The organism is Ramlibacter sp., assembly GCF_035627355.1.
GTDB lineage: Bacteria > Pseudomonadota > Gammaproteobacteria > Burkholderiales > Burkholderiaceae_C > Ramlibacter.
Genome location: NZ_DASPLW010000002.1, coordinates 31,416 through 55,986, shown reverse-complemented (window position 1 = coordinate 55,986; position 24,571 = coordinate 31,416). Strand labels below are relative to the sequence as shown.

The 24,571-nt window shown below is 71.3% G+C and carries 22 protein-coding genes and 1 pseudogene; 10 read left to right on the top strand and 13 right to left on the bottom strand.

Features of this window, described 5'->3' with window-relative positions:
- The 3 genes and pseudogenes from VEC03_RS00585 to VEC03_RS00575 form a co-directional block, all read right to left on the bottom strand.
- Nucleotides 1-301: pseudogene (locus VEC03_RS00585) on the bottom strand (hypothetical protein); the annotation flags it as partial.
- 3 nt (nt 302-304) lie between these two features.
- On the bottom strand, nt 305-1,954 hold the full coding sequence (locus VEC03_RS00580) for an AAA family ATPase (protein WP_324912178.1): 1,650 nt from the start codon (nt 1,952-1,954) through the stop codon (nt 305-307).
- Nucleotides 1,955-2,023: 69 nt separating this feature from the next.
- Entirely contained in the window at nt 2,024-3,256 is a 1,233-nt protein-coding gene (locus VEC03_RS00575; protein WP_324912177.1) for an MFS transporter, read from the bottom strand.
- 82 nt (nt 3,257-3,338) lie between these two features.
- Here VEC03_RS00575 and VEC03_RS00570 point away from each other — a divergent pair, with 82 nt between their 5' ends.
- Together VEC03_RS00570 and VEC03_RS00565 are read left to right on the top strand one after the other, a co-directional pair.
- Nucleotides 3,339-4,166, top strand: coding sequence for a helix-turn-helix transcriptional regulator (locus tag VEC03_RS00570; RefSeq protein ID WP_324912176.1), 828 nt, complete (start codon nt 3,339-3,341; stop codon nt 4,164-4,166).
- Nucleotides 4,163-4,651 (top strand): NUDIX domain-containing protein, encoded by a 489-nt coding sequence (locus VEC03_RS00565; protein ID WP_324912175.1) that lies wholly within the window; start codon nt 4,163-4,165, stop codon nt 4,649-4,651. The genes VEC03_RS00570 and VEC03_RS00565 overlap by 4 nt, the downstream gene beginning before the upstream one ends.
- 18 nt (nt 4,652-4,669) lie before the next feature.
- On the opposite strand, the gene VEC03_RS00560 is transcribed toward VEC03_RS00565, so the two are convergent.
- The 6 genes from VEC03_RS00560 to clpB form a co-directional block, all read right to left on the bottom strand.
- Nucleotides 4,670-6,907: an ATP-binding protein gene (locus tag VEC03_RS00560; RefSeq protein WP_324912174.1), complete on the bottom strand. Its 2,238-nt coding sequence runs from the start codon at nt 6,905-6,907 to the stop codon at nt 4,670-4,672.
- Nucleotides 6,904-7,470, bottom strand: coding sequence for a YfiR family protein (locus VEC03_RS00555; protein ID WP_324912173.1), 567 nt, complete (start codon nt 7,468-7,470; stop codon nt 6,904-6,906). Before VEC03_RS00555 ends, VEC03_RS00560 begins: the two co-directional genes overlap by 4 nt.
- Complete coding sequence (locus tag VEC03_RS00550) at nt 7,467-9,374, bottom strand: TonB-dependent receptor plug domain-containing protein (RefSeq protein ID WP_324912172.1); 1,908 nt, start codon at nt 9,372-9,374, stop codon at nt 7,467-7,469. The genes VEC03_RS00555 and VEC03_RS00550 overlap by 4 nt, the downstream gene beginning before the upstream one ends.
- A 157-nt stretch (nt 9,375-9,531) precedes the next feature.
- A complete protein-coding gene (locus VEC03_RS00545) occupies nt 9,532-9,876 on the bottom strand; it encodes a hypothetical protein (RefSeq protein ID WP_324912171.1) in 345 nt (114 codons plus the stop codon).
- A gap of 147 nt (nt 9,877-10,023) precedes the next feature.
- Complete coding sequence (locus VEC03_RS00540; protein ID WP_324912170.1) at nt 10,024-10,317, bottom strand: hypothetical protein; 294 nt, start codon at nt 10,315-10,317, stop codon at nt 10,024-10,026.
- A gap of 136 nt (nt 10,318-10,453) precedes the next feature.
- Nucleotides 10,454-13,072: an ATP-dependent chaperone ClpB gene (gene clpB / locus VEC03_RS00535; RefSeq protein ID WP_324912169.1), complete on the bottom strand. Its 2,619-nt coding sequence runs from the start codon at nt 13,070-13,072 to the stop codon at nt 10,454-10,456.
- A gap of 109 nt (nt 13,073-13,181) precedes the next feature.
- On the opposite strand from clpB, the gene VEC03_RS00530 reads away from it, so the two are divergent.
- The 8 genes from VEC03_RS00530 to VEC03_RS00495 all read left to right on the top strand — a co-directional run bounded on the left by VEC03_RS00530 (nt 13,182) and on the right by VEC03_RS00495 (nt 22,025).
- Complete coding sequence (locus VEC03_RS00530; RefSeq protein WP_324912168.1) at nt 13,182-13,757, top strand: hypothetical protein; 576 nt, start codon at nt 13,182-13,184, stop codon at nt 13,755-13,757.
- 236 nt (nt 13,758-13,993) lie between these two features.
- Nucleotides 13,994-15,430 (top strand): methylenetetrahydrofolate reductase C-terminal domain-containing protein, encoded by a 1,437-nt coding sequence (locus VEC03_RS00525; RefSeq protein ID WP_324912167.1) that lies wholly within the window; start codon nt 13,994-13,996, stop codon nt 15,428-15,430.
- Nucleotides 15,427-16,089, top strand: coding sequence for a cobalamin B12-binding domain-containing protein (locus tag VEC03_RS00520; RefSeq protein ID WP_324912166.1), 663 nt, complete (start codon nt 15,427-15,429; stop codon nt 16,087-16,089). Before VEC03_RS00525 ends, VEC03_RS00520 begins: the two co-directional genes overlap by 4 nt.
- Nucleotides 16,086-17,363, top strand: a complete 1,278-nt coding sequence (locus VEC03_RS00515; RefSeq protein ID WP_324912165.1) for a uroporphyrinogen decarboxylase family protein — start codon at nt 16,086-16,088, stop codon at nt 17,361-17,363. The genes VEC03_RS00520 and VEC03_RS00515 overlap by 4 nt, the downstream gene beginning before the upstream one ends.
- 10 nt (nt 17,364-17,373) lie before the next feature.
- Entirely contained in the window at nt 17,374-18,054 is a 681-nt protein-coding gene (locus VEC03_RS00510) for a hypothetical protein (protein WP_324912164.1), read from the top strand.
- A complete protein-coding gene (locus VEC03_RS00505) occupies nt 18,054-19,919 on the top strand; it encodes an ASKHA domain-containing protein (RefSeq protein ID WP_324912163.1) in 1,866 nt (621 codons plus the stop codon). Before VEC03_RS00510 ends, VEC03_RS00505 begins: the two co-directional genes overlap by 1 nt.
- Nucleotides 19,916-20,803 carry a dihydropteroate synthase gene (locus VEC03_RS00500; protein WP_324912162.1) on the top strand — a complete coding sequence of 296 codons (888 nt, stop codon included), beginning with the start codon at nt 19,916-19,918 and terminating at the stop codon, nt 20,801-20,803. Before VEC03_RS00505 ends, VEC03_RS00500 begins: the two co-directional genes overlap by 4 nt.
- Nucleotides 20,804-20,807: 4 nt before the next feature.
- Nucleotides 20,808-22,025 (top strand): amidohydrolase family protein, encoded by a 1,218-nt coding sequence (locus VEC03_RS00495; protein WP_324912161.1) that lies wholly within the window; start codon nt 20,808-20,810, stop codon nt 22,023-22,025.
- A 25-nt stretch (nt 22,026-22,050) separates the two neighbouring features.
- Here VEC03_RS00495 and VEC03_RS00490 read toward each other — a convergent pair whose 3' ends face one another.
- From VEC03_RS00490 to mobB, 4 genes are read right to left on the bottom strand one after another with little or no spacing between them, the layout of a single operon-like run.
- Nucleotides 22,051-22,524, bottom strand: coding sequence for a molybdenum cofactor biosynthesis protein MoaE (locus VEC03_RS00490; protein ID WP_324912160.1), 474 nt, complete (start codon nt 22,522-22,524; stop codon nt 22,051-22,053).
- Between the two features lies 1 nt (nt 22,525).
- Nucleotides 22,526-22,777, bottom strand: coding sequence for a molybdopterin converting factor subunit 1 (gene moaD, locus VEC03_RS00485; protein ID WP_324912159.1), 252 nt, complete (start codon nt 22,775-22,777; stop codon nt 22,526-22,528).
- Entirely contained in the window at nt 22,774-24,000 is a 1,227-nt protein-coding gene (glp, locus tag VEC03_RS00480; RefSeq protein ID WP_324912158.1) for a gephyrin-like molybdotransferase Glp, read from the bottom strand. The genes moaD and glp overlap by 4 nt, the downstream gene beginning before the upstream one ends.
- 34 nt (nt 24,001-24,034) lie before the next feature.
- On the bottom strand, nt 24,035-24,568 hold the full coding sequence (gene mobB / locus VEC03_RS00475; RefSeq protein ID WP_324912157.1) for a molybdopterin-guanine dinucleotide biosynthesis protein B: 534 nt from the start codon (nt 24,566-24,568) through the stop codon (nt 24,035-24,037).
- Between the last annotated feature and the right edge of the window lie 3 nt (nt 24,569-24,571).

Here is a 24,571-nt window from a genome sequence, read left to right as displayed (position 1 = left end):
CGGGAGCCGGCGGCTCTGGCACCGTCAGCTGCGGTGCCGGCACGGCGGCTACAGCTGGTGGCGCCTCCACCGGGGACGGCGGCGCGGCGGTCGGCGCGGCGTCGTCACGCGTCCATTGCCAGGCCGCCAGGCCGCCCAGGCCTATGGCCAGCACCACCACTGCGGCCATTCCCGCCGTGCGCGTAGCCGGCCGGTCCGCGGCACTCACCGCGGCCGAATGGGGCTGCGCCTGCAAGCCGGGCAGGCGGCTGCGTTCGCGTTGGGCGTCGGCCTTGCGCAAGGCCTCGAGGATGTAGGACATGGGTCAGGGCAGCGCACGCAGGCGCGGTTCGTCGACGCCGGCACTGCGATTGAGTTGCATGAAGGTCAAGGGGCCCAGCACGCCATCGGCCGGCAGGCCCTGGGCGAGCTGGAACAGCCGGATGCGTTCGCGCAAGCCGCCGCGGGTGTCCTTCGCCTCGCCGCCGGCCTTGGCGAGTTGCGAGGCCACCCACGCGGCTGCCGCGGCGCTGCTTCGCTCGGGCACCTGCGCATCGAGCCCGGGCGGCGCGCGCCACAGCGTCGCCCACTCGCCGTTCCAGCGCGAAGCCAGGGCCGCCAGCGTGACCGTCTGTTCGGAGCCGCCGCCGGCCGACAGCGTGGCGGCCTTGTCGCCCAGCGCGGTGAGCAGCGCATAGGACGGCTTGCCACTGGCGCGATCGAGCACCACGATGCCCGGCCGGTCGAGCTGGCGGATCAGCGCCAGCGGCAGCACTCGCGTGAAGCAGTTCAGCGATTCGCGCGCCAGCGCCCCGCAGGGCTCTCCTTCGCCGGGCTGCGCCTGCCAGGCCTTGGCCAGTTCGCGCCAGGCCTGCCGCTCGTCGGTGAAGAGGGCCGGTGCGGCGGACGCGGCCGCCACGGCGGGAACCGGTGCAGGGGCACGATCCGGTTCGACTGCGACCGGCGCGCTGGCTGCCGCCGAGGCCGGCGCGGCCGCTGCCTGCGCCACGGGCGCAGCCGCCGCCGGCGCATCCACGGCGTTCGGTGGCGGCTCGGACCGGAACCGGGTTGCGGCCAGCAGGCCGGCACCGGCCAGGAATCCGATCCCGAGCAGCATGGCGGGTCGCCATCTCGCCGGCTGCGGCACGGCACGCGATTCGCCGAACACCTCGCGCGCGGCCTGGTCGACGATCGCGGGCGTGACCGCCGGTTCGCTGCGGCCGAAGGCACCCAGCAGCGCCCGGTCGCACAGCAGGTTGATGCGCCGCGGCACCCCGCCGCTGCGCCGGTGGATGCGCTCCAGCGCCCGGCGCTCGAACGGCAGCGCCCGCGAGAGCCCGGCGACTTCCAGCCGATGGCGCACGTACTGCTCGGTCTCGTCCCGCCGCAGCGCATCGAGGTGGTAGCGCGCGATCACGCGCTGGGCCAGTTGCTCCAGGTGCGGCTGCGCCAGCAGCTCGCGCAGCTCGGGCTGCCCGATCAGGATGATCTGCAGCAGCTTGCGTTCGCTGGTCTCCAGGTTGGTCAGCAGGCGCAGCTGCTCCAGCACGTCGGCCGAGAGGTTCTGCGCCTCGTCGATGATCAGCACGCTGTTGCGGCCCTGCGCATGCGACTGCAGCAGGAACGCATTGAGCGGGTCGAGGTAGTCCTTGACCGTGGGCGAGCCCCCGTCGCGGCGCGGCACCTCGATGCGGAACTCGTCGCACACCGACTGCAGCAGCTCGATCACCGTCAGCTTCGGGTTGAAGATGTAGGCGACGTTGCAGTTGTCCGGGATCTGCTCCAGGAAGCAGCGGCACACGGTCGTCTTGCCGGTGCCGATCTCGCCCGTCAGCAGCACGAATCCGCCGCCCCCGCCCAGCCCGTACAGCAGGTGCGCCAGCGCCTCGCGGTGGCGCTCGCTCATGAACAGGTAGCGCGGGTCCGGCGCGATCGAGAACGGCTCCTGCGACAGCCCGAAATACGGCGCGTACATGGGCGGCAAGGATAACCGTCGAGACAGGCGCGCGGGTCTTCCGCGCGCGACCGAACGCGACGGCAGCGATCAGGCCGCGGCCAGGGTGGCGCGCCGCGTCCTTCGCACGTTGAACGCGCTGGCGATCAGCAGCAGTTGCATCAGGGCCAGCCCCAGCCACACGCCGGCGAAGCGGCCGTGGTCCATCAGGCTGCCGAACACCAGCGGCGCGACCGCCTGCCCGATGTCCAGCCCCGAGTAGACGATGCCGAACACCCGGCCGCTGGCATTCGGCGGCGTCGAGCGCTTCACGATCAGGTCGCGCGAAGGGCCGGCGATGCCGCTGGTGAAGCCCATCACGCCGAACAGGACCGGCACCGCCAGCGCCGGCAGCGGCGCCACGCCGATGGCCAGTGCGACCAGGGCCGCCATGCCGAAGCCGGCCCCGACGATGCGCTCGCAGCGCGTGGGATCGGACGCGAGGAACCCGCCCAGCACCATGCCGCCGGCGCCGCAAACCATGTAGATCGTCAGGCAGGCGGCCGCCAGTCCGACCGGCACCGCATGGAGCTGCCGCGCGGCTTCCGGAGCGAAGGCCTGGACCACGCTCAGCACCACCGCGTACACGAAGAAGAACGCGAAGCACATCCACACGGCGGGCATGCGGAGGAAGCCGAAGGTGTCGCTGCCGCTGCCGCCGCTTGCGGCCGATGCGGCAGGCGCTGGCGCGGCCGGCAGGTCCAGCCGGTGCCGGTGCACCCAGAGGACCAGCAGCACGACCCAGGCCAGCACCCCCGCCGCGGCCAGCGCCACCCGCCAGGAGAAGGCGATGGCCAGCGGCACCACCAGCGCCGGCGCCAACGCCCAGCCCAGGCTGCCGGTGATCCCATGGAAGCTGTAGGCATGGCCCAGCCGCGGGCCGCTCACCTTGCGGTTGAGCAGCGTGTAGTCGACCGGGTGGAACACGCCGTTGCCCAGCCCCGCCACCATGGCGAAGCCGGCCATCATCCAGTAGCTGGTGCTGGCGGCGAAACCGAAGGCCGCCACGCCCACCAGCGCCAGCCCGCCGAACAGCACCGGGCGCGGCCCGTGCCGGTCGACCAGAAAGCCCGAGGCCGCCTGCACGCCGCAGGACACCACGAAGAACAGCGTCATCAGGAAGCCGAGCTGCACGTAGTTCACGTCCAGCGCGTCCTTCAGCCACGGGAATAGCGGCGGCAGCAGCAGCTGGCTGAAGTGGCTGATCAGGTGGGCCAGGCCCACCAGGCCGATGACGCCGGCATCCTGTCGCAGCGGTGGGAGGGTGGCAGCGGCTGAACTCATGGCCGGAATGCTATCGGCGCGACCTCGGTTCCGGAATGCGATGGTTTGCCAGCTTCATGCGGATTCCTGCCAGAATGCCGCGGTGCCCCGCAAGCCCCTCCTGCCCCAGCCGCTGGGCGATGCCGAGCCTTTCCGGCCCACGCCCGGCAGGCCGGTGCGGCTGCGCACCCGCTCGCTGCCGGCCGATTCCCACTTCGACCCGCACCGGCATCCCTGGGCCCAGCTGGCCTACTGCGCCAGCGGCGTGCTGCAGGTGACCGCCGAGCGCGGCTCGGGCGCGGAAGACGAAGTCGCCTGCATCGTGCCGCCGTCGCGCGCCGTGTGGATCGCGCCGGGCGCGCGACACTCGGTGCACGTGCTGGAGGAAGCCCAGTTCCGCACCCTCTACCTGCATGCGGGCGTGACGCCCCCTGGCTGGACGGGCTGCCGGGTGCTGCGCGTCTCGCCCCTGCTGCGCGAGCTGGTGGAGGCGCTGGACCAGTTGCCGATCGACCGCGCGCGCGAGCAGCTCCTGAGCGAACTGGTGCTGGAGGAACTGCGGCGCGCCGACCCCCAGGCGCTCGGCGTGCCGCTGCCGCCGCCCGGCGGCGACAAGCGCCTGCGCGCCTTGTGCGAAGCCGTGCTGCGCGCGCCCGGCGAACGTGCCGGACTGGCCGGATGGGCCGTGCAGGTGGGCGCCAGCGAGCGCACCCTGGCGCGGCTGTTCCGGGCCGAGCTGGGCACCGGCTACCAGCAATGGCGCCAGCAGGTGGCGCTGGCCCATGCCCTGCCCCTGCTGGCGCGCGGCACGCCGGTGCACCAGGTCGCGGCCGCCACCGGCTATGCCAGCGAGAGCGCGTTCAGCGCGATGTTCAAGGCCGCCATGGGGCAGCCGCCGCGGCACTTCCAGGCCAGGTCCGCCACGCCATGAATCCCGCCAGCGCCGGGCTGCTGATGTTCCGCCGCCCGGCGGGCGGCTTGCAGGTGCTGCTGGCGCATCCCGGCGGACCCTTCTGGGCACGCCGCGATGAAGGCGCCTGGTCTCTGCCCAAGGGCGAAGTGGGCGAAGGCGAGGACGTTTTCGCGGCAGCCCTGCGCGAGTTCGAGGAAGAGACCGGCTGCAGTCCCTCGGGGCCTTTCATCGACCTCGGCGAAGTCCGGCAGAAGAGCGGCAAGCGGGTGCGGGCCTGGGCCTTCGAGGCGGACTTCGACCCGGCCCGGCTGCGCTGCAACCTGTTCGAGATCGAGTGGCCGCCCCGCTCCGGCCAGCGGCGGCAGTTTCCCGAGATCGACCGGGCCGAGTGGTTCACCCTGGACGCGGCGCGGCGCAAGCTGCTGGCGGCCCAGCATCCTTTCCTCGAACGGCTGGAGCACGCCGTCGCCGGGCACGACCACCCGGCCGACGACCGCCCATGACCGGCAGGCGATAGGCGCTCAGCTCTCCGTACCGCGCGTGGCGGCCGCGTGCAGCAGCGGCTCCAGGTCAGCCAGGTCCACCGGCTTGGTCAGGTGGTGGTCGAAGCCGGCCGCCTGCGAGCGCCGGCGATCCTGCTCGGTGCCCCAGCCCGTGATCGCCACCAGCAGCGTGCGCACGAAGCGCCGGTCGCTGCGCAACTGGGCCGCGACCTCGTAGCCGTTCATGCCCGGCAAACCGATGTCCAGCAGCACGGCATCGGGCTCGAACTCGCACGCCGCCGCCAGCACGCCCTCGCCTTCGTGCAGGACGCGCGTCTCGCAACCGGCCATCTGCAGCACCAGCGACAGCGTCTCGGCGGCATCCACGTTGTCGTCCACCAGCAGCACCTTGAGCCCGCCTGTGGTCGCCGGCCCCTGCGACGCGGGCTCGGCCGGCAGCGGCTGGGCCGTGGGCGGCAGGCAAGGCAGGCGCGCGGTGAAGCGGCTGCCGCGACCCGGCCCGCCACTGCTGGCGATGACGCTGCCGCCGTGCAGGGCGAAGAGGCTGCGCACCAGGTACAGGCCGATGCCCAGCCCGCCCTGCGAACGGTCCATGCTGCCGCGCACCTGCGCGAACAGCGAGAAGATCCGCTCCAGCATGTCGGCCGGGATGCCCTCGCCGGTGTCCTCCACCTCGATCACCGCCGTCTCGCCTTCGCGCCGCACCCGCAGGTCGATCCGCCCGCCCGGCGGGGTGTACTTGGCGGCGTTGCTCAGCAGGTTGCCCACGGCCTGGGCCAGGCGGGTGGGATCGCCCATCAGTTCGATGCCGCCGGCCGGGAAGTCCAGGTGCAGTTCGTGCCGGCCGGCCTCGACGGCCGGCCGGACGATCTCGATCGCGCTCTCGATCACCGAACGCAGCCGCACCCGCGAGATGTCCAGCCGGATCTTGCCGCTGTTGATGCGCGAGATGTCCAGCAGGTCGTCGATCAGGCGGACCAGGTGCGTGAGCTGGCGCTCCATGGTGGCGCGGGCCCGTTCCGAAGCGGGGCCGTTCTGCTTGTCCTTCTTCAGGATCTCCAGCCCGGTGCGGATAGGCGCCAGCGGGTTGCGCAGTTCGTGGGCCAGCGTGGCGAGGAATTCGTCCTTGGCGCGGTTGGCCTCCTGGATCTCGCGCTCGGCCTCCTTGCGCTCGGTGACCTCGATCACCGAGCCCGCCATGCGATAGGGCTGCCCGGCCGGATCCCACAACGCCGCGCCGGCGATGAAGAACCAGCGCCAGTTTCCACCGCGGTCGCGCAGGCGGCACTCGAGCTGGCAGGGCACGCGCTCGCGCAGGTGCCCGCGCACGGCGGACCGCAGCAGCGGCAGGTCGTCCGGATGCATGATCCTGCCCACCGATTCCAGGCGGTCGGGAACCTCCTCGTCGGTGTAGCCGAGCAGCGCCTTGAAGCGCGGCGAGAAGAACATGGTGCCGGCGGCGATGTCCCAGTCCCACAGGCCGGCACTGGAGCCGCGCACCGCGAGCTGGTAGCGCGCCTCGCTGGCGCGCAACGCGCGGTTGGCGTCCTCCAGCGTCTGCGCCCTGCGCCCGAGCTCGTCCAGCATGGCGTTGAAGGCGTCCACCAGGTCGCCCACCTCGTCGTCGCTGGTGCGCACCGCGCGCAGGTCGCGCGTCTCGCCGCGCAGGATCTTGCGGGCCACCTCGCTCACGCCCAGGATGGGCGCGGTCAGCGTCCGTTGCAGCCGGTGCGACAGCAGCAGCGCCACCACGAGGCTGCCGCCGATGACCAGCGCCAGCACGCCCAGGTACTCCAGCGTCTGGCGCTGCCGGTCGTGGCGAAGCTGAAGCCACACCGTGCCCACGTGATCCTGGTTGGAGAACACCGGGCGCCACACCACCGCCCAGTCGCCGTCCACGTGCACGCCGATGACGCCCGGATGCGCGGGGAGCGGCGGCCCCCCCTCTTCGCGGCGGTAGCTGGCGAAGAGCCGGCCCCGCTCGTCATACAGGGCCGCGGCGGTGATGCCGCTTCTCGCGCGCAGCACCGCGAGGTTTTCCGTGGCGACGGCCGGATCGGCAAAGGCCAGCGCCGGCGCGCTGGCCAGAGCGATCACGTCGGCCTGCGCGACCAGGTCTTCGCGCATGTCCTCCAGCTTGGTGCGCAGGTCCACCACCAGCAGCACCACGGCGGCCAGCACCAGCGCGATCAGCGTGGTTCCCGCCAAGGCGAGATTGAGCTTGCTGCGGATGGAGCGCGAGCGGGCCGGCTTCATCGGTTGCGCCCTTCCACCGTCTCGGCCACGGCCAGCAGCCGTGCGCTCAGCTTGAGGCCGCGTGCCTCGGCCGCCGGCAAGGAGGCAGCAAAGCGGACGCGACCGCCGCCCGCCACCAGGTTGAGCACGCCACCGAGCTCCAGCCCGCGCGGCTGCTCGGTGACGACCAGCACCGGGCCCATTGCCTCGGCCGCCTGTTCGCGCACCCGCTCGTCCGGCCCCGCCCCGATGAGGAGGACGTGCAGCGGGGCGGCCGGCTCGTCGGCCTGCAGGCGGCGCACCGAGATGGGCCGGCCTTCGACGCGGCGCCCGACCACGATCTGCTCCAGGTCCGCCGCCACGGCCTCGTTGCCGGCGACGCCGATGACGAGGGGCTCATCCGGGCGCTGGAAGGTGCCGGCCGGCCACTCGACGAAGCCGGCGAACTTGTACAGGAAGGCGGCCTTGACGGCGCTCTCCCGCGCGCTGCCCGGCAGCTGCGCCGACGCCGTCACCATCGACAGCAGGTACAGCAGCAACAGCCACCCGAACCGGGACAGGTGACGCGGCAGGCCCCTGATCACCGTCCGCCCGCCTCGGGTTGCCAGGTGAGCTGCACGAGGAAGCGGCGGCCGATCTCGCTGCCGCCGGCGAACTCCACGTGGCGCCGGTCCAGCAGGTTGGTCGCCAGCACTTCCAGGCGCAGGTCCTGGCGCAAGTGCCAGCCCAGGCGCGCGTCGACCGACGTGTAGCCCGGAATGCGCGGATCGGCCAGCTCGCCGACACGGCGCACGGCCAGGTCGAAGGCGCCCTGGTCCCCGATGTCCAGGCTCGATCGCAAGGACAGTTGCGACCGCGGGTCGTTGCCCAGCCCTGGGAATGAACGCGTCGCGGGGCTCAATCCACCGGAGAAGCGCAGGTCCTTGTGCAGGGCCAGGTACCCGGCCGACAGACGCCATCGCCCTGTCGCCTGCCACTGACCCCAGGCTTCCAGCCCGTCCACCGGCCCCTCGACGAGGTTCTCCACGGTGGCCGGGAACTGCCCGGGCCGGCCGGCCCGCAGCCCCTCGAAGGACTGGCGGAACACCGTCACGGACCCGCTCAGCGTCGGCGACAGCTGGGCACGATGTCCGATCTCCAGCACGGTGGCCGTTTCGGACTGGAAGTCCGGCCCGCCGGCGATTGCCAGCACCCCGGGCGGCAGCGTGACGAAGAAGTCGCGGTCGATCCGGGAGGGCGCGCGCACGGCGCGCGAGAGGGATGCCCAGGTCGTCGCCTGCGGCGAATGCAGCCAGGCCAGGCGCACGCTGGGGAGCAGTTCGGTGCCGCTGTAGCTGTTGCGCTCGACCTTGGCGCCCACGGTAGCCTGCAGCCGCTGCGCCGGCATCCACTGGTACTGCGCGAAGGCATGGGCCCAGCTCAGCGTCCTGCGCGAGGGCATGAAGGCGAGCAGCGGCGTGGCCTGGTTGTCGTCGCGCGAGCGGCGGTAGCCGGCCCCCCAGAGCAGTTGCCCGGGACCGGCGGTGCGCGGTTCGTGGGTGAACTGGAGGTCGAGCGTGTGGGCGCGGTGGCGAAACAGGTTGCCGTCCTCGCGATCGACGGCGTCGTACCCGGCCTGGACCGAATAGGGTGAGCCATCGTCCAGCCGGCTGCTCCAGCGGCCGAGCAGGTGGTGCCCGCTCATCTTCGGCGCCAGGTTGTTGGCCGGCAGGTCGCCGGCGCGGTACGCCTCGCCCTGCAACATGAGGCCGGATGCGCCCTCCTCCCAGTCGGAACGGAACCCGAGCTGGACGCGGCTGCTGGCGTCGGGGCGCTCGGCGCCGCCCGGCAGGCGGGTGTTGCCGCGATCGACCGCCAGGCCATGGAGTCGCAGGTGCGTGTTCTCGCCGACGCGTCCGCCCCAGCGGGCCAGTTCCCGCCCGCCTTCACGCGATCGCGCGACCGACACCAGCGGGCCCTGCGTCTGCGCGGCATGGCGGGTCACCACGTTGATGACGCCGTTGACGGCATTGGCGCCCCAGAGGGTGCCGCCCGGACCGCTGATCACCTCGATGCGGTCTATGTCCTCCAGCACCACGTCGTCGGCATCCCAGAACACGCCGGCGAACAGCGGCGAGTAGAGGGATCGACCGTCCACCAGCACCAGCAGCTTGTTGGAGATCGAGTCCTGGAAGCCGCGCGCGCTGATCGCCCACTGGCCTGAACTCGTCTGCGCCACCTGCAGGTTGGGCGCCAGCCGCAGCGCCTCGGGCAGGGTCGTGGCGGCGGATCGGCGGATGTCCTGCGCCGTGATCACGTAGATCGACGCCGCGGCCTGCTGCAGGCCTTGCGGGCGCCCGGACACCGAAGTGACCGTGATGTTGCTCAGCTGCTCGAGGGTGAGGTCGGCCAGTTGCGGTGCCGATGCGATTTCGAGTGGGGCGCCCTGCACGCCCGCAGCCCAGGCGAGGAGACAGGACGCCAGCTGGGTGGCGTGGGTCGGCTTCATGGTGGCTCGGGAGCGGCGAATCTTAGGTGGACGCACGCAGCCACATGGGCCAAGCACAACAATTGTCGAACTTGTCCTACGCGCACGAAGCCACATTGCGGCCGACCCGCAACAGATGGGCTCGACGGCGCGACTCGACGGTGCGGCAAGGGAGACGCTAACGGCCGTGGGCCGGGTCGGCCGCTCGCGAATCGCGCGCCTCCCGTTCCCAGGCGGCGCGGAAGGCCGCCCGCGCCTCCTGCGGTGTCAGGCGCGAAGCGCCCTTGATCCGTTCCCAGTTGGCGAACAGCGAGCGCTCGGCCTGCTCGTACTCGCCGCCGTACTGCGCATAGCCGACATAGCCCACGCAATAGGCCGGCGCATAGTCCTCGTACTCGCAGCCGGCGCGGAAGTAGCGCTCGCGCCGGTAGGTTGCCCGCCAGTAATCGTCCTGGCGCTGCGGATCGGCCACGATGCACGGAGTGGGCAGGTCATCGTCCTCGTCGGCAACAAGGTGGGGCATGGCGGCCTCGCTGGGTGCGTTGCCCGCGAATGCTGGCGGCCGTCCACACCGCACCACGTAGGACGGGGCCGCAGCCATGCGGCAGCGACCACCCGGAACCCGGCAGTGGATGAACCAGGAAGGGCGCGGCCCCTGCGCGAGGACGCGCTACTTGGGTTCGACGTCGGTCACGTCGACCGGCACGCGCACGCGCCGCGGCTCGAACCCCGGCGCCGGCCGGGTGCTCGCGGCAGTGCGGAAGCGCTGGGCGGCCGCGAAGCCCCGCATGCGCCACACGGCCGAGAGGATGGGCGGCACGGGCTTCCCGGTCAGCCGAGCCCACCCCGCCTTCAGCAGCAGGAACGCGACCGCCACCAGGCCGGCCGCGAGCAGGCTGGCAGCAAGGACGAGGCCGGCGGCAAGGGCCAGCAGGCGGGCAAGGAAGGAAAGGACCAGGGGCATCAGGAATTCAGGCTCGACAGTCGGGCGGTTGGATGGTCCAGTGTGACCGCAGCGCGGCCACGCGGCAACCCGGCGCGGCATTCAACCCTGCCGCGCGTCGGGTACGAAAAGGCCGCCCCCGCCGGAGCGGCCCGGTTCAGGCGGCCGATTCGGCCGGCTCCTGGAGCTCGCCGAAGTGGAACACGCCGGGCTCGAGCACCGGGTTCACTTCCACCGGGATCACGCTCTTGGGCGGGAACCGCCCCTCCAGGATCAGCCGCGACAGCGGATTCTCGATCCGCTGCTGGATCGCCCGCTTGAGCGGCCGTGCGCCGAACACCGGGTCGAAGCCGACCTTGGCCAGTTCCTCCAGCGCCGCCGGCGAGACCTGCAGCGTGAGGTCCATCTTCGCCAGCCGCTGCTCCAGCACCCTGAGCTGGATCTTCGCGATCTGCGCGATGTGCTCGGCACCCAGGCCGTGGAACACCACGGTCTCGTCGATGCGGTTGAGGAACTCGGGGCGGAAGTGGCTCTTGAGCTCGTCCCACACCGCTTCCTTGATGTCCTCGTAGGGCTTGCCCACCATGGCCTGGATCATGTGCGAGCCGATGTTGGACGTCATCACGATCACCGTGTTCTTGAAGTCCACGGTGCGACCCTGGCCGTCGGTCAGCCGGCCATCGTCCAGCACCTGCAGCAGCACGTTGAAGACGTCGTGGTGCGCCTTCTCGACCTCGTCGAGCAGGATCACGCTGTAGGGCTTGCGGCGCACGGCCTCGGTCAGGTAGCCGCCCTCCTCGTAGCCGACGTAGCCGGGCGGCGCGCCGATCAGCCGGGCCACGGAGTGCTTCTCCATGAACTCGCTCATGTCGACGCGGATCAGGTGCTCCTCGCTGTCGAACAGGAACATCGCGAGCGCCTTGCACAGCTCGGTCTTGCCGACGCCGGTGGGGCCCAGGAACAGGAACGAGCCGGTCGGCCGGTTGGGATCGGACAGGCCCGAGCGCGAGCGGCGGATGGCGTTGGACACGGCGCTGATCGCCTCGTCCTGGCCGACCACGCGCTGGTGCAGCCGCTCCTCCATCAGCAGCAGCTTCTCGCGCTCGCCCTGCATCAGCTTGGCGACCGGGATGCCGGTGGCACGCGCCACCACCTCGGCGATCTCCTCGGCGCCGACCTGGGTGCGCAGCAGCTGCGGCTTGCCGCTCTTGCCCTTGGAGGTCTCGGCGGCCTGCGCTTCCTTCAGCTGTTTTTCCAGCGACGGCAGCTTGCCGTACTGCAGCTCGGCGACCTTGTTGAAGTCGCCCTTGCGGGTGGACTCGTCGATCTCGCGGCGCAGCTTGTCGATCTCTTCCTTGACCTGGGCGCTGCCCTGGGCCGTGGCCTTCTCCGACTTCCAGATCTCCTCCAGGTCGGCGATCTCCTTCTGGAGCGTGCCGATCTCGTCCTCGATCAGGGCCAGGCGCTTCTGCGAGGCCTCGTCGGTCTCCTTGCGGACCGCCTCGCGCTCGATCTGCAGCTGGATCAGTCGCCGGTCGAGGCGGTCGATCGCCTCCGGCTTGGAATCGATCTCGATCTTGATCCGGGAGGCCGCCTCGTCGATCAGGTCGATCGCCTTGTCGGGCAGGAAGCGGTCGGTGATGTAGCGGTGCGAGAGCTCGGCCGCGGCCACGATGGCCGGGTCGGTGATCTCCACGCCGTGGTGGACCTCGTACTTCTCCTGCAGCCCGCGCAGGATGGCGATGGTGGCCTCCACCGTTGGTTCGCCCACCAGGATCTTCTGGAAGCGGCGCTCCAGCGCGGCGTCCTTCTCGATGTACTTGCGGTATTCGTCCAGGGTGGTGGCACCCACGCAGTGCAGCTCGCCGCGCGCCAGCGCCGGCTTGAGCATGTTGCCGGCGTCGATGGCGCCTTCGGCCTTGCCGGCGCCCACCATGGTGTGCAGCTCGTCGATGAAGACGATGGTGTTGCCCTCGTCCTTGGCCAGCTCGGTCAGCACGTTCTTCAGCCGCTCCTCGAACTCGCCGCGGTACTTGGCGCCGGCCAGCAGCGCCGCCATGTCGAGCGACAGCACGCGCTTGCCCTTGAGCGTCTCCGGCACTTCGCCGCCGACGATGCGCTGCGCCAGTCCTTCGACGATGGCGGTCTTGCCCACGCCCGGCTCCCCGATCAGGACCGGGTTGTTCTTGGTGCGCCGCTGCAGCACCTGGATGGCCCGCCGGATCTCCTCGTCGCGGCCGATCACCGGGTCGAGCTTGCCCTGGCGGGCCCGCTCGGTCAGGTCCAGCGTGTACTTCTTGAGCGCCTCGCGCTGGCCTTCGGCCTCCGCGCTGTCCACGTTCTGGCCACCGCGCACGGCATCGACCGCCGCCTCGAGGGACTTGCGCGTGAGCCCGTTCTCGCGGGCGATGCGGCCCAGGTCGGACTTGCTGTCGGCCAGCGCCAGCAGGAACAGCTCGCTGGCGATGAACTGGTCGCCGCGCTTGAGGCCTTCCTTCTCGGCCGCCTGCAACAGCCCGACCAGTTCACGGCCGACCTGCACCTGCTCCTGGCCCTGCACCTGCGGGCGCCTGTGCATGGCCGCCTCCGCCGCCGCCAGCAGGCCGGGCGTGTTGGCACCGGCGCGCTGCAGCAGGGCGCGCGGCCCGTCCTCCTGGCGCAGCATGGCCACGAGCACGTGCTCGGGTTCGATGTACGCGTGGTCATTGGCGAGCGCCAGCGTCTGGGCTTCGGCCAGCGCCTCCTGGAACTTGGTGGTGAGCTTGTCGAGTCGCATGGGTGTGGGGGAAATCTCCGGACTGCGTTCCAGCTTGCGCCTTTCCCCGCGGATTTCAAGGGTCTATCAGCGCGTCCGTGGCGCCCGATGGGCTGACTAGAATCAAGCGATGCAGATCCACCAGTTGTCGGTGACCTACCAGGCCGAGCAGGACCGCATCCTGCTGCGCGTGAACAGCATCGGCGGCGAGGAGATGCGCATGTGGCTGACGCGCCGCCTGATGCACGGCCTGTGGCCCCTGCTGGGCAAGCTGCACACCGACCAGGTGTTCAAGAGCGAGCCGTCCGCCAGCGCCGTCGGCAGCGGCGACGAGGAAACCAAGCGCCTGTTCACGGAGTTCCGCAAGGAGGAGTTCCTGCAGAAGGCCGATTTCGACACGCCCTACCAGGACAAGCCCAAGCTCCCCCTGGGCACCGAGCCGCTGCTGGTCACCGACGTGGATGCCACGCCGCTGGCCAATGGCCGGCTCCGGCTGGCCTTCAACGAGCGGGCATCGGTCCGGGGCGCGGCCAAGCCGCGCGGCTTCCAGATGGAGCTGGACCCCAAGCTGATGCAGGGCCTGATGCACCTGCTGGAGCAATCGCTGGCGCGATCGCAATGGCGCGACGCCTTCGCGACGCCGCCGGTCATCGAAGGCGCGACCGCCGAAGAGACCGGCGCCGAGCGTCCGCGCTACCTGAACTGACGGCCAACTGTATACATCCGAGCTGCTGATCGACTCGGCGCCTCGGGTTCCGTTCTTCCGCGCCGACGAGCGGAGACCTCCGCGTTTACCCTGATTTCAGCCGCCAAACGGGGGCGACTTTGCGCTGGATCAAGTCCCGCAAGGGGAGGCTCTTGATCATCCCCATCCACGTTTTCTGTATACAACGTGGATACGAACTGGCTCCTTCCTGACCGCTGCCTGCCAGCGGCGCCCCGATGAAGCGGCTGCGCCACTGGTCGGTACGCCACGCCCGCGGGCTGGCGCGGCTGTACCGCTGGCTGGCGGGACTGGCGCCCCGCTTCGCGCCGCTGGCGCGGGCGATCGGCGTCCAGCGGCTGGCCCGCTGGCTGGTGCCGCTGGAACGCGGCGCGAAGGGGCTGCTGTTCGATTGCCAGATGTGCGGCGACTGCGTGCTGTCGGTCACCGGCATGGCCTGCCCGACCCATTGCGCGAAGCAGATGCGCAACGGGCCCTGCGGCGGCGTGCGCACCGACGGCGGCTGCGAGGTGCGGCCGGAGATGCGCTGCGTCTGGCTGGAAGCCACGGACGGCGACAACCGCATCCAGCCGGGCCACACCGCCACCTGGACCCGGCGCGTCGCGACGCTGGATCATCGGCGCCGCGGCCAGTCCGCCTGGATCCAGGTGATCGCGGGGCGACCGGCCGCACCCGCGCCAGCACCGGCGACCGCGACGGACGCAAACCCTGCGAGTGGGCCGCTCGAAGCGGCGTGGCGAGAGGGCCGCTTCCTCGTGACGGTCGAAATCGCGCCGCCGGACTCGCCCGACCCGGCCGCCCTGCTGCAGCGCGCCCAGCGCTTTCGCGGCCTGGCCGATGCCATCAACATCACCGACGGGGCCGGCGCCAACTGCCACATGTCCAGCGTCGCCGCGGCCTCGGTGCTGGCCGGTGCCGGTTTCACTCCGGTCTGCCAGGTGGGATGCAGAGACCGCAATCGCATCGCACTGCAGGGCGACGTGCTGGGCGCCGCCGCGCTCGGGGTGCGCAACGTGCTGTGCCTGACCGGCGACGACGTCAGCCGGGGCGACCACCCGCAGGCCAAGCCGGTGTTCGACCTCGACGCGGTCAACCTGCTGGCCATCCTGCGCGGCATGCGCGACCGCGCCGAATACGCCTCCGGCCGCAAGCTGGAACAGGCGCCGCGCCTGTTCCTGGGCGCGACCGCCAACCCCTTCGTGCCGCCCTACGCCGAGCGGGTGGCCAATCTGGAACGCAAGATCGACGCCGGCGCGCAATTCATCCAGACCCAGTTCTGCTTCGACCTGGCCATGCTGGAGGACTTCATGCGAGCGGTGCGCGCACGCGGGCTGCACCGGCGCGCCGCCATCCTGGTCGGCGTCGGCACGCTGTCCAGCGCCAAGGCGCTGCGCTGGATGGCCGACAACGTGCCCGGCGTGCACGTGCCCGCGGCCGTGACCGATCGCATCGCCGCCGCCGCCGACCCGCAGGCCGAGGGCCGACGCATCTGCGTGGAGACCATCCACGCGCTGCGCCGCATCGAAGGCGTGGCCGGCGTGCACCTGATGGGCCACCGCAACGAGGAGCAGCTGGCCCGGATCATCGTCGAGGCGGGTCTGCGTCCCGCCCCGGCTCCCCTGACTTCCCATCCCATCCTGGAGACGACGCCATGAGCGACTGGACTGAAGAGGAACGCCAACTCGTGGAGTGGCTGGCCGACATGAACGAGGACGACGCGCTGCCGCTGGCCCGGCGCATGCTGCTGGAGGACGGCGCCGATCCCATGCGCGTGCTGGACCTGTGCCGCGCGGCGATGGACATCGTGGGCAAGCGCTTCGAGGAGGGCGAGTACTTCCTGCCCGAGCTGGTGCTGGCCGGCGAGATGCTCGACACGATCGGCGCCGTCGCCAAGCCGCTGATCAAGCAGCAGGGCGGCGGCGCGGCCGCCACCCACGGCAAGGTGCTGATCGGCACGGTGCACGGCGACCTGCACGACATCGGCAAGAACATCGTCACCTTCATGCTGGACATCAACGGCTTCGAGGTGAAGGACATCGGCGTCGACGTGCCGGTGGCGAAGTTCATCGACGAGATCAAGTCCTTCCAGCCGGACGTGGTCGGCCTGTCCGGCTTCCTGACCCTGGCCTTCGACTCCATGAAGGAGACCATCACCGCCTTCGAGCAGGCCGGCATCCGGGACGGCTTCAAGGTGATGATCGGCGGCGGCCAGATCGACGAGACGGTGCGCGGCTACACCGGCGCCGACGCGTTCGGCGTCAACGCGGTGGAAGCCGTGTCGCTGTGCCGCGAGTGGATCGGGGTGGCGGCATGAGCGCAGCGATGATCGGGCCCTACGAGCAGAGCCCCGCCGCCAAGGCCGCCTACGACGCGCGCTGGGAACGCATCATGGCCTGCGTGCGGCTGGAGCAGCCCGATCGCATGCCGGTCGGCCTGCACAGCTTCTTCTGGCCGGCCACCTACGGCGGCATCAGCTTCAAGGAGCTGATGTACGACTACGACAAGGCCAAGAAGGCCTGCTACGACGCCGTCATCGAGTTCGAGCCGGACGGCGTCTTCCCGCTGGTCCTGGGCACCAGTGCGGGCAACGCGCTGGAGAAGATCGGCTTCAAGCAGCTGCAGTGGCCCGGCCACGGCGTGGGCGAGATGCAGCCCTTCCAGTACCTCGATCGCGAGTACATGAGCGCCGACGAGTACGACGAATTCCTGTTCGACCCGACCGGCTTCTACCTGCAGAAGTACCTGCCGCGGGTGGCCAGCGCCTTCGAGGGCTTCGACAAGCTGCCGGTGTTCCCCGGGCTGCACTACTTCCGCCTGGTCAACGGCATCCGCCCGTTCGCGCTGCCCGAGGTGCGCGCCTCCTTCGAGAAGATCGTGGCGGCTGCCGAGGAGGTGAACGTCATGTTCTCCCACCACGTCGACTGGACGCAGAAGATCAACGCGGCCGGCTACCCGCTGTTCAACGGCGGCAACTCGGTGTCGCCCTACGACTTCATCGCGGACTACTTCCGCGGCGCGACCGGCATGATGAAGGACCTGTTCCGGCACAAGGACAAGCTGAAGCTGGTCCTGGACAAGGCGGCGGTGTTCCTGGCGCGCATGACCATCGCCAACGCCAAGGCGGCCGGCCACCCCATCGTGTTCATCCCGACCCACTGGGCGCCGGACGCATTCATGAACCCCAGGCAGTTCGAGGAGTTCTGGTGGCCGCCGTTCCGCAGGATGATGATCGAGCTGATCGACGCCGGGCTGGTGCCGATGCCGATGTGGGAGTCGGACTGCACCAAGCGGCTGGAGGTGATCAAGGACATCCCGGCCGGCAAGTGCATCTACTGGTTCGAGCGCACCGACATGGTCAAGGCCTTCGAGGTGCTGGGCGACCGGGTCGCACTTCGCGGCAACCTGTCGCCGTCCCTGCTCACGACCGGCACGCCCGAGGACGTGGATGCAGCCGTGAAGCACTTGGTCGACAACGTCTGGAACAAGGGCGGCAAGCTGATCCTGGATGGCGCCTTCGGCATCCCGGACGAAACGCCGGTGGCCAACGTGCGCGCGATGTTCGGCGCCGCCCGCAAGTACGCGGGCTGAATCGGCCGCCATGCCGTCCCTGGACGACGTCGACGTCTTGCGCGAAGTGGAGCGCGGCCGGGTGCCCGCCCACGTCGCGAGGCGCCCGCGGCTGGTCGCCCTGCGCGAACAGGCGCTCGCCATGGTGCGCGAGCAGGCGCTGGTGCGCGCCCGCGCCAGCTGGCGCGTCGTGCCGCTGGAAGGAGAGCCGGGCACGGCCGGCTGGTTGTGCCTGGACGGGCATCGGCTGCAGGCCCCCTGGCTGGTGCCGGGCAGCGGCCAGCTGACCGGCGTGGCCTGCGCCGTCGCCACGCTGGGCGAGGGGCTGGAACGCAAGGTGAGCGAGCTGTTCGCCGAGCGCCGCGCGGCGCTGGCCGTGGCGCTCGATGGCCTGGGCAACGAGCTGCTGTTTGCCCTCTCGCGCAAGGTGCAGGACCGCATGCTGGCCGGCGTGCGCAAGCAGGGCCTGGGCATGGCCGGTGAGTTGCGCGCCGGCGATCCGGGGCTGGCGCTGTCGGCGCAGCAGGTGGTGCTCCAGCTGGCCGGTGCCGGGGACATCGGCGTGGAACTCACCCGCACCCTGATGATGCACCCCGCCAAGTCGACCTCCATCGTGCAGGGCGTGGGGCTGGCGCTGCCGGCGCAGACGTGGTCGCGTTGCGACGCCTGTCCCTCGCGGCCGCGCTGCGTGCTGGCGCTGGAGGCGGCGTGATGGACCTTCGATCGCCCCGCCCCGCGCCGGCGATCGCCGGCCCGGTCCGCTCGCACCAGGTGCAGTTCCCGGCGCTGGATCGCAGCATCGAGTGCCGCGAGGACGAGACGCTGTTCGCCGCCGCCCGCCGGGCCGGCCTGCGCATCCTGGGCGCCTGCGGCGGCGGCGGCACCTGCGGTACCTGCATCGTGCGGATCCGGAACGGCAGCACCCAGCGAGGGGACGAAGGCAGCCGCCGCAAATGGGAGCGCGCCTGCCAGGTGCAACCGCGCTCCGGGCTGGAGGTGGAACTGGCGCCGCGCTCGCTGGCGCCCATCGTGCGGGCGGAGGTGGGCAGCGAAGCCGCGGCCGCGCTGCCGCTGGACCCGGCCGTCTCGCGGCGCTGCGTGCAGGTGGCCCCCGCCAGCCTGGACGACCTGGCCAGCGACGCCGACCGGCTGCGCCGCGCCCTGCTGCGCGAAGACCCGCCGCTGCAGCCGATCGCCATCGAGCGCGGCGCGGCCGCGGCCCTCCCGGCGCTGCTGCGGGCGCACCAGTGGCGCGTCGACGTGCGGCTTGCCCATGGCGAAGCCGGACTGCGCATCGCCGGCGTGGCTGCGCCGCAGTCGCCGCTGCTCGGGCTGGCCGTCGACCTGGGCACCACCAACGCCGCCGGCTTCCTCGTGGACCTTGAGAGCGGCCGCCGGCTGGCCAGCCTGGGGCTGGAGAACCCCCAGGTGCCCTGGGGTGCCGACCTGATCACGCGGATCAACCACGCGATCAAGGACGGCGCCGCCGCGAAGGCGCTGCAGCAGGCCGCAGTGGACGTAATCGCGTCCCTGGCCCACGAGCTGACGCGGGCCGTCGGTGCCAGTGCGACCGACATCGCCGACGTGACGGTGTGCGGCAACACTGCCATGCAGCACCTGCTGGCCGGCTGGCCGGTGGCGCAGCTCGGGCGCTCGCCTTTCGTGGCGGCGGCCAATGAGCCGCTGGACGTGCCGGCCGCGGAACTCGGCCTGCGGCTCGCCCGGGGTGCGCAGCTGCACCTGGCCCCGGGCGTCGGCGGCTTCGTCGGCGGCGATCACGTCGCTGCCCTGCTCGCCACCGAGCCGCTGTGGTCGCAGCCCGGCACGACGCTGGTGCTGGACATAGGCACCAACACCGAACTGAGCCTGGTGCACCAGGGCCGCATCGGGTCGGCCTCCTGTCCTTCCGGGCCGGCACTGGAGGGCGGCAACATCGGCAGCGGCATGCGCGCCGCCGAAGGCGCGATCGAGCGGGTGCGCATCGACGACACGGGCCGGCTGCAGCTGCAGGTGATCGGCGGCAAGGCCCCGGTGGGGCTGTGCGGATCCGGCGTGCTGGACACCCTGGCGGCGCTGCTGCAGGCCGGCTGGATCGATGCGCGCGGCCGCATCGCCGCCGACGCGCCGGCCGTCGGCCAGTTCGACGGCCTGCGCGCCGTGATCCTGGCCGAAGAGACCGAGGCGGCGCCCGCCGTGCGCTTCACCCAGCACGACGTGCGCGCCGTGCAGTTGGCCAAGTCGGCGATCCGCACCGGCGCTCAGCTGCTGTGCGCCGAGGCCGGCATCGACGAGGGGCGCGTGGATCGTTGCCTGATCGCCGGTGCCTTCGGCGCCTACATCGACGTCGGCAGCGCCGTGGCCATCGGCCTGCTGCCGCCGCTGCCGCGCGAGCGCTTCCAGCAGGTCGGCAATGCCGCCGGGCTGGGCGTGCAGCAGATGCTGGCCTCGCGCGAGCGCCGCCGGCGCGCGGCGCAACTGGCCGCCCGCTGCCGCTACGTGGAGCTCAGTTCGCGCAGCGACTTCCAGCGCACCTTCCTGCACCACATCGGCTTTCCGCCACCCAGAGAACCAGCATGAGCACAGCACAGGGCTTTCCCATCCGCATCATCGGCGAGCGCATCAACCCGGGCTTCAAGAGCACCAAGGCGCTGTTCGACAACGAGGACCTGGCCGGCATCCAGGCGCTGGCCGTGAAGCAGGCCGAGGCCGGCGCCAGCTGGCTGAACGTGAACGTGGGCGCCCGCGCCATGACCGACCCGGCCTGGATGGCGCGCGTGATCCGCGCCATCCAGGAGGTCGTGGACGTGCCGCTGTCGTTCGACTTCCCGAGCCGCAAGGTGCAGGAGATCTGCCTGCAGAGCTACGACCCGGCGCGCGCCGGCGGCCAGCTGCCGATCGTCAACTCGATCACCGAGCACCGCTGGGACCTGATGGAGCTGTACGGCCCCTACCGCTTCAAGGTGATCCTGATGGCCTCCGAGCGGGTCGAGGACGGCGTCGCCAAGGGCAACAAGACGGCCGAGGACATCTACGGCACGGCCCGCCGTGGCGCACTGCGGCTGATGAACGACCATGGCATGCCGGCCGACGACATCCTGGTGGACATGTCGGTCAGCGCCATCGTCGCCGACACCGAGCGGCTGAACCGCAGCACCATCGACGCGATCCGCCTGATCGGCCAGGACCCGGCATTGCGGGGCGTTCACATGATGGGCGGCCTGTCCAACATCGGCCAGCAACTGCCGCCCAAGGCGGTGGACGGCTCCGACCTGAAGCACGGCCTGGAGAACGCCTTCCTCACGCTGACGGTGCCGGACGGCTTCGACGTGGTGCTGGGCACGCCCTGGCGCGGCTATGCGCCGCTGGCGGAGGACCACTACGTGCTGCAGGCCTACCGCCATTTCCTGGAGCAGAGCGGCAGCAACGCGCTGCGCGCGGTGCGCAAGTTCTACCGGGCCTGACGCCATGCACTCCGCAAGCCCCGGGCTGGCACTGGTGGTCGCCGAGTGGTTCGACGGCGAGCACCGGCATCGCGGACCGCACACCTTCCGCGTCGACGCCGGCCGCATCGTGCAGGTCGAGCCCGGCGACCACGGCGCCGCGCTGGCGGCCCAGGGCTGGGCGGTGCAGCGCGGTGCGTTCCTGATGCCGGGGCTGGTGGACGCCCATGTGCACCTGTTCCTGGACGGCGGCACCACCGACCCGGCGCAGCGCTCGGCGCACCTGAAGCAGGAGGTCGAAGCGCTGGCCGAGGCGGCCCGCGCCAGTGCGCGCCAGACCCTGGCCTGCGGCGTCACGCTGGTGCGCGACGCCGGCGACCGGCACGGCATCAACAACCGGGTGCGCGAGGAAGCGCGGCGGCCCGGCAGCGGCCTGGCCCAGGTGCGCTCGGGCGGGCTGGGCGTCAAGCGGGCCCGGCGCTACGGTGCCTTCATGGCCACCGACGTGGACGACGCCGACAGCATCCGCAGCTCGGTACGGGGGCTGGCCGCCGCCAACGACGAGATCAAGCTGATCCTGACCGGCATCATCGACTTCGAGGCCGGCGCCGTGACCGACGAGCCGCAGTTCGACGTCGAGGCCGCGCGGCTGGTGGTGCAGACCGCGCACGCCTGCGGCCGCAAGGTGTTCGCGCATTGCAGCGGCGCCAAGGGACTGGCGGTGGCGGCCGCAGCAGGGATCGACTGCATAGAGCACGGCTTCTTCATGAGCCGCGACATCCTGGCCCGCATGTGCGACCAGGAGCAGGCCTGGACGCCCACCTTCTGCCCGGTGCATTTCCAGTGGGCCCATTCCGAGGCCGCAGGCTGGTCGCCCGGGACGGTGGCCAACCTGCGGCGCATCCTGGACAGCCATGCCGAGCACGTGCGGCTGGCCCACGAGATGGGCGTGACGCTGCTGCTCGGCACCGATGCCGGCAGCATGGGCGTGGAGCACGGGCGGGCATTGTTCGAGGAGATCGAGCGCTTCCTCGAAGCCGGCCTGCCGATGGAAGCGGTACTGCAGGCCGCCACTGCCGCCCCGCGGCGCCACTTCGGCGCCGCGCAGCCGCGGCTGGTGGCCGGTGCGCCCTTCGACGCGGTGCTGCTTGCTGCCTCGCCGTTCGACAATCCGGGCGCGTTGCGGCGGCCGCAGCAGGTGTGGAGCGTGGGCGGGACCCGGAAGGCCGCTGTCCCGGCGTGAGCCGGTTCGCGCCGACGCAGGCCCTTCAGGCGTTGCTGGCCCGGATGCCCCAGCGTGCCAGCGCCTCGTCGTCGCTCACCCGGGCGTCGACCCACTGCTCGCCCTGCGGCGTGCGTTCCTTCTTCCAGAACGGCGCCTGGGTCTTGAGGTAGTCCATCAGGAACTCGCAGGCCTGGAAGCTCTGGCCGCGATGGGACGAAGTGACGGCCACCAGCACGATCTGCTCGCCCGGCTTGAGGACGCCGACCCGATGCACGACACGCGCCGCGTAGATGTCGAAGCGGCGATGTGCCTCATCGACCATGGCCTCGATCGCCTTCTCGGTCATGCCGGGGTAGTGCTCCAGTTCCATGTCGAGCACCTCGGCGGCGCCACCGGCGGCGCGCACGGTGCCTACGAAGCTGCAGACGGCGCCGACGCGGTGGTCGGCCTCGCGCAGGCGCTCCAGCTCCTGGCCGACGTCGAAATCGGCAGCCTGGATGGACACGCGGTCCGCCATCTCACCCCCCGGTGACGGGCGGGAAGAAGGCGACTTCGCAGCCGTCGCGCAGGGGCGCCTCACCGTCCGCCATGACTTGGTCGAGCGCCATGCGCACGGCCTTGCCGGCGCCCAGCGCCTGCGCGTAGGGCGCGCCCAACGCCTGCAGTTCCTCGCGCAGGCCGGCCAGCGTGCGCGCGCCGGTCTGGCGTTCCTCCGCGCCGCGGCCCATGGCCTCGCGCACCGATGCGAAATAACGCAGCGACACCTTCATGCCAACAGCTCCGCCAGGGGAATGAACCGGACCGCGTCGCCGCGGGCGATGGTGCGGCCCGGGGGGTTGTCGACCAGGCCGTCGCACCACACCGTGGAGGTCAGCACGCCCGAGCTCTGGTTGGGGAACAGTTCCAGCGCGCCCTCGGCGTTGCGCCGCACTCGCAGGAACTCGCGGCGCTTGTCGGCCCGGGGCCAGTCGAATTGGGCCTGCAGCACCAGGATCGGTGGCTGCAGCCGGCTGGCACCTTGCAGCTTGAGCAGGAAGGGTCGCACCAGCAGCAGGAAGGTGACGAAGCTGGACACCGGGTTGCCGGGCAGGCCGATGAAATGGGCCTCGCCCACGCGGCCATGCGCGAAAGGCTTGCCGGGCTTCATCGCGATCTGCCACAGGTCGAGGGATCCGAGCTGCTGCACCGCCGGCTTGATGTGGTCTTCCTCGCCCACCGACACGCCGCCGCTGGTGAGGATCAGGTCATGGTCCTGGGCCGCCTGCCGCAGGGCGTCGACGGTCGCATCGCGACGGTCCGGCACGATGCCCAGGTCGCTCACCTCGCAGCCGCAGCGCGCCAGCAGCTGGCGCAGGAAGAATCGGTTGGAGTTGTAGATGGCGCCGGGCGGCATCTGCTCGGGCGCGATGGTGCCGGGCATGACGAGCTCGTCGCCCGTCGAGAACAGCGCCACCCGCGGCCGGCGCGCGACCTGCAGGCGGTCGCGGCCGATGCCGGCCGCCAGTCCGCACGCCGCGGGATCCAGTCGATGGCCCTTGTGCAGCACCACGCTGCCGCGCGTCACGTCCTCGCCGCTGCGGCGGATCCACTGGCCGGCTGTCGGCACCGACAGGATGCGCACGGCGCCCTCGCCGGCCGGTTCCGTGTGTTCCTGCATGACGATGGCGTCGGCCCCGGCGGGCACCGGCGCGCCGGTGAAGATGCGCGCCACGGTGCCGGGCTGCAGCGGCTGAGCCGCGTGACCCGCGGCGATGCGCTGGCTGACCGGCAGCACCACGCCCTCGTCGGCGATCTCGGCGCGCCGCACCGCGTAGCCGTCCATGGAACTGTTGTCCTGCGGCGGCACCTGCAAGGGGGACACCAGGTCCTCGGCCAGCACGCGGCCGTCGGCCTCGAAGGTGGCCACGCTGTCGACGGGCTCCAGCGGCCGGGCACGCTCGAGCAGCTCGGCCAGCGCCTCGTCCAGCGGCTTGAGCGGGGGACGCGTGCTCACCGGTGCGTCCCTCCGCGGCCCTGCCCTCGTCCGCTCATCCGTACATCTCCGGGTTGTAGTCGAACCGGGGACCATTCTCGACCAGCCACTGCGCCACTGCACCCGGATCGTTCAGGTCCAGCACGGGGCGAAGGGTTGCTTCCGGGAGCCGGTCGGGCGCATCGGTCGCGATGGCCACGATGAAGTCGTCGTCCGGGTAGCGGGCCTTCTGGCCGGATTCCGGGCGCCACACCTCGATCTTGAGCAGGTCGCTGTCCTTGAAGCCTTCCACCAGCACCCAGTCCACGCCGTCGTAGAGCTCGGCAATCAGGTGGTGCACGGTCAGCTGCGCGTCCTGCTCGAACTCCCGCATCAGCGCCAGCCGGCGACCGGAGGCCACGACCACCTCGAAGGCGCCGGCGGCGCGGTGCCGGAAGGTGTCCTTGCCGGGATGGTCGATGTCGAAGCTGTGGTGGGCGTGCTTGGCGACCGACACCCGCAGGCCGCGGCGCTTGAGCTCAGGGATGATGCCCTCGACCAGCGTGGTCTTGCCCGAACCGGAGAAACCCGCGAAAGCGACGACTTTCATGGC

Coding starts and splice junctions, on each gene's coding strand:
- VEC03_RS00515 (WP_324912165.1), top strand. CDS start 16,086: ATGAGCGCAGCGATGATCGGGCCCTACGAGCAGAGCCCCGCCGCCAAG.
- clpB (WP_324912169.1), bottom strand. CDS start 13,072: ATGCGACTCGACAAGCTCACCACCAAGTTCCAGGAGGCGCTGGCCGAA.
- VEC03_RS00520 (WP_324912166.1), top strand. CDS start 15,427: ATGAGCGACTGGACTGAAGAGGAACGCCAACTCGTGGAGTGGCTGGCC.
- VEC03_RS00560 (WP_324912174.1), bottom strand. CDS start 6,907: ATGAAGCCGGCCCGCTCGCGCTCCATCCGCAGCAAGCTCAATCTCGCC.
- VEC03_RS00510 (WP_324912164.1), top strand. CDS start 17,374: ATGCCGTCCCTGGACGACGTCGACGTCTTGCGCGAAGTGGAGCGCGGC.
- VEC03_RS00540 (WP_324912170.1), bottom strand. CDS start 10,317: ATGCCCCTGGTCCTTTCCTTCCTTGCCCGCCTGCTGGCCCTTGCCGCC.
- VEC03_RS00525 (WP_324912167.1), top strand. CDS start 13,994: ATGAAGCGGCTGCGCCACTGGTCGGTACGCCACGCCCGCGGGCTGGCG.
- VEC03_RS00505 (WP_324912163.1), top strand. CDS start 18,054: ATGGACCTTCGATCGCCCCGCCCCGCGCCGGCGATCGCCGGCCCGGTC.
- VEC03_RS00545 (WP_324912171.1), bottom strand. CDS start 9,876: ATGCCCCACCTTGTTGCCGACGAGGACGATGACCTGCCCACTCCGTGC.
- VEC03_RS00530 (WP_324912168.1), top strand. CDS start 13,182: ATGCAGATCCACCAGTTGTCGGTGACCTACCAGGCCGAGCAGGACCGC.
- moaD (WP_324912159.1), bottom strand. CDS start 22,777: ATGAAGGTGTCGCTGCGTTATTTCGCATCGGTGCGCGAGGCCATGGGC.
- VEC03_RS00580 (WP_324912178.1), bottom strand. CDS start 1,954: ATGTACGCGCCGTATTTCGGGCTGTCGCAGGAGCCGTTCTCGATCGCG.
- VEC03_RS00565 (WP_324912175.1), top strand. CDS start 4,163: ATGAATCCCGCCAGCGCCGGGCTGCTGATGTTCCGCCGCCCGGCGGGC.
- VEC03_RS00490 (WP_324912160.1), bottom strand. CDS start 22,524: ATGGCGGACCGCGTGTCCATCCAGGCTGCCGATTTCGACGTCGGCCAG.
- mobB (WP_324912157.1), bottom strand. CDS start 24,568: ATGAAAGTCGTCGCTTTCGCGGGTTTCTCCGGTTCGGGCAAGACCACG.
- VEC03_RS00500 (WP_324912162.1), top strand. CDS start 19,916: ATGAGCACAGCACAGGGCTTTCCCATCCGCATCATCGGCGAGCGCATC.
- VEC03_RS00550 (WP_324912172.1), bottom strand. CDS start 9,374: ATGAAGCCGACCCACGCCACCCAGCTGGCGTCCTGTCTCCTCGCCTGG.
- VEC03_RS00495 (WP_324912161.1), top strand. CDS start 20,808: ATGCACTCCGCAAGCCCCGGGCTGGCACTGGTGGTCGCCGAGTGGTTC.
- VEC03_RS00575 (WP_324912177.1), bottom strand. CDS start 3,256: ATGAGTTCAGCCGCTGCCACCCTCCCACCGCTGCGACAGGATGCCGGC.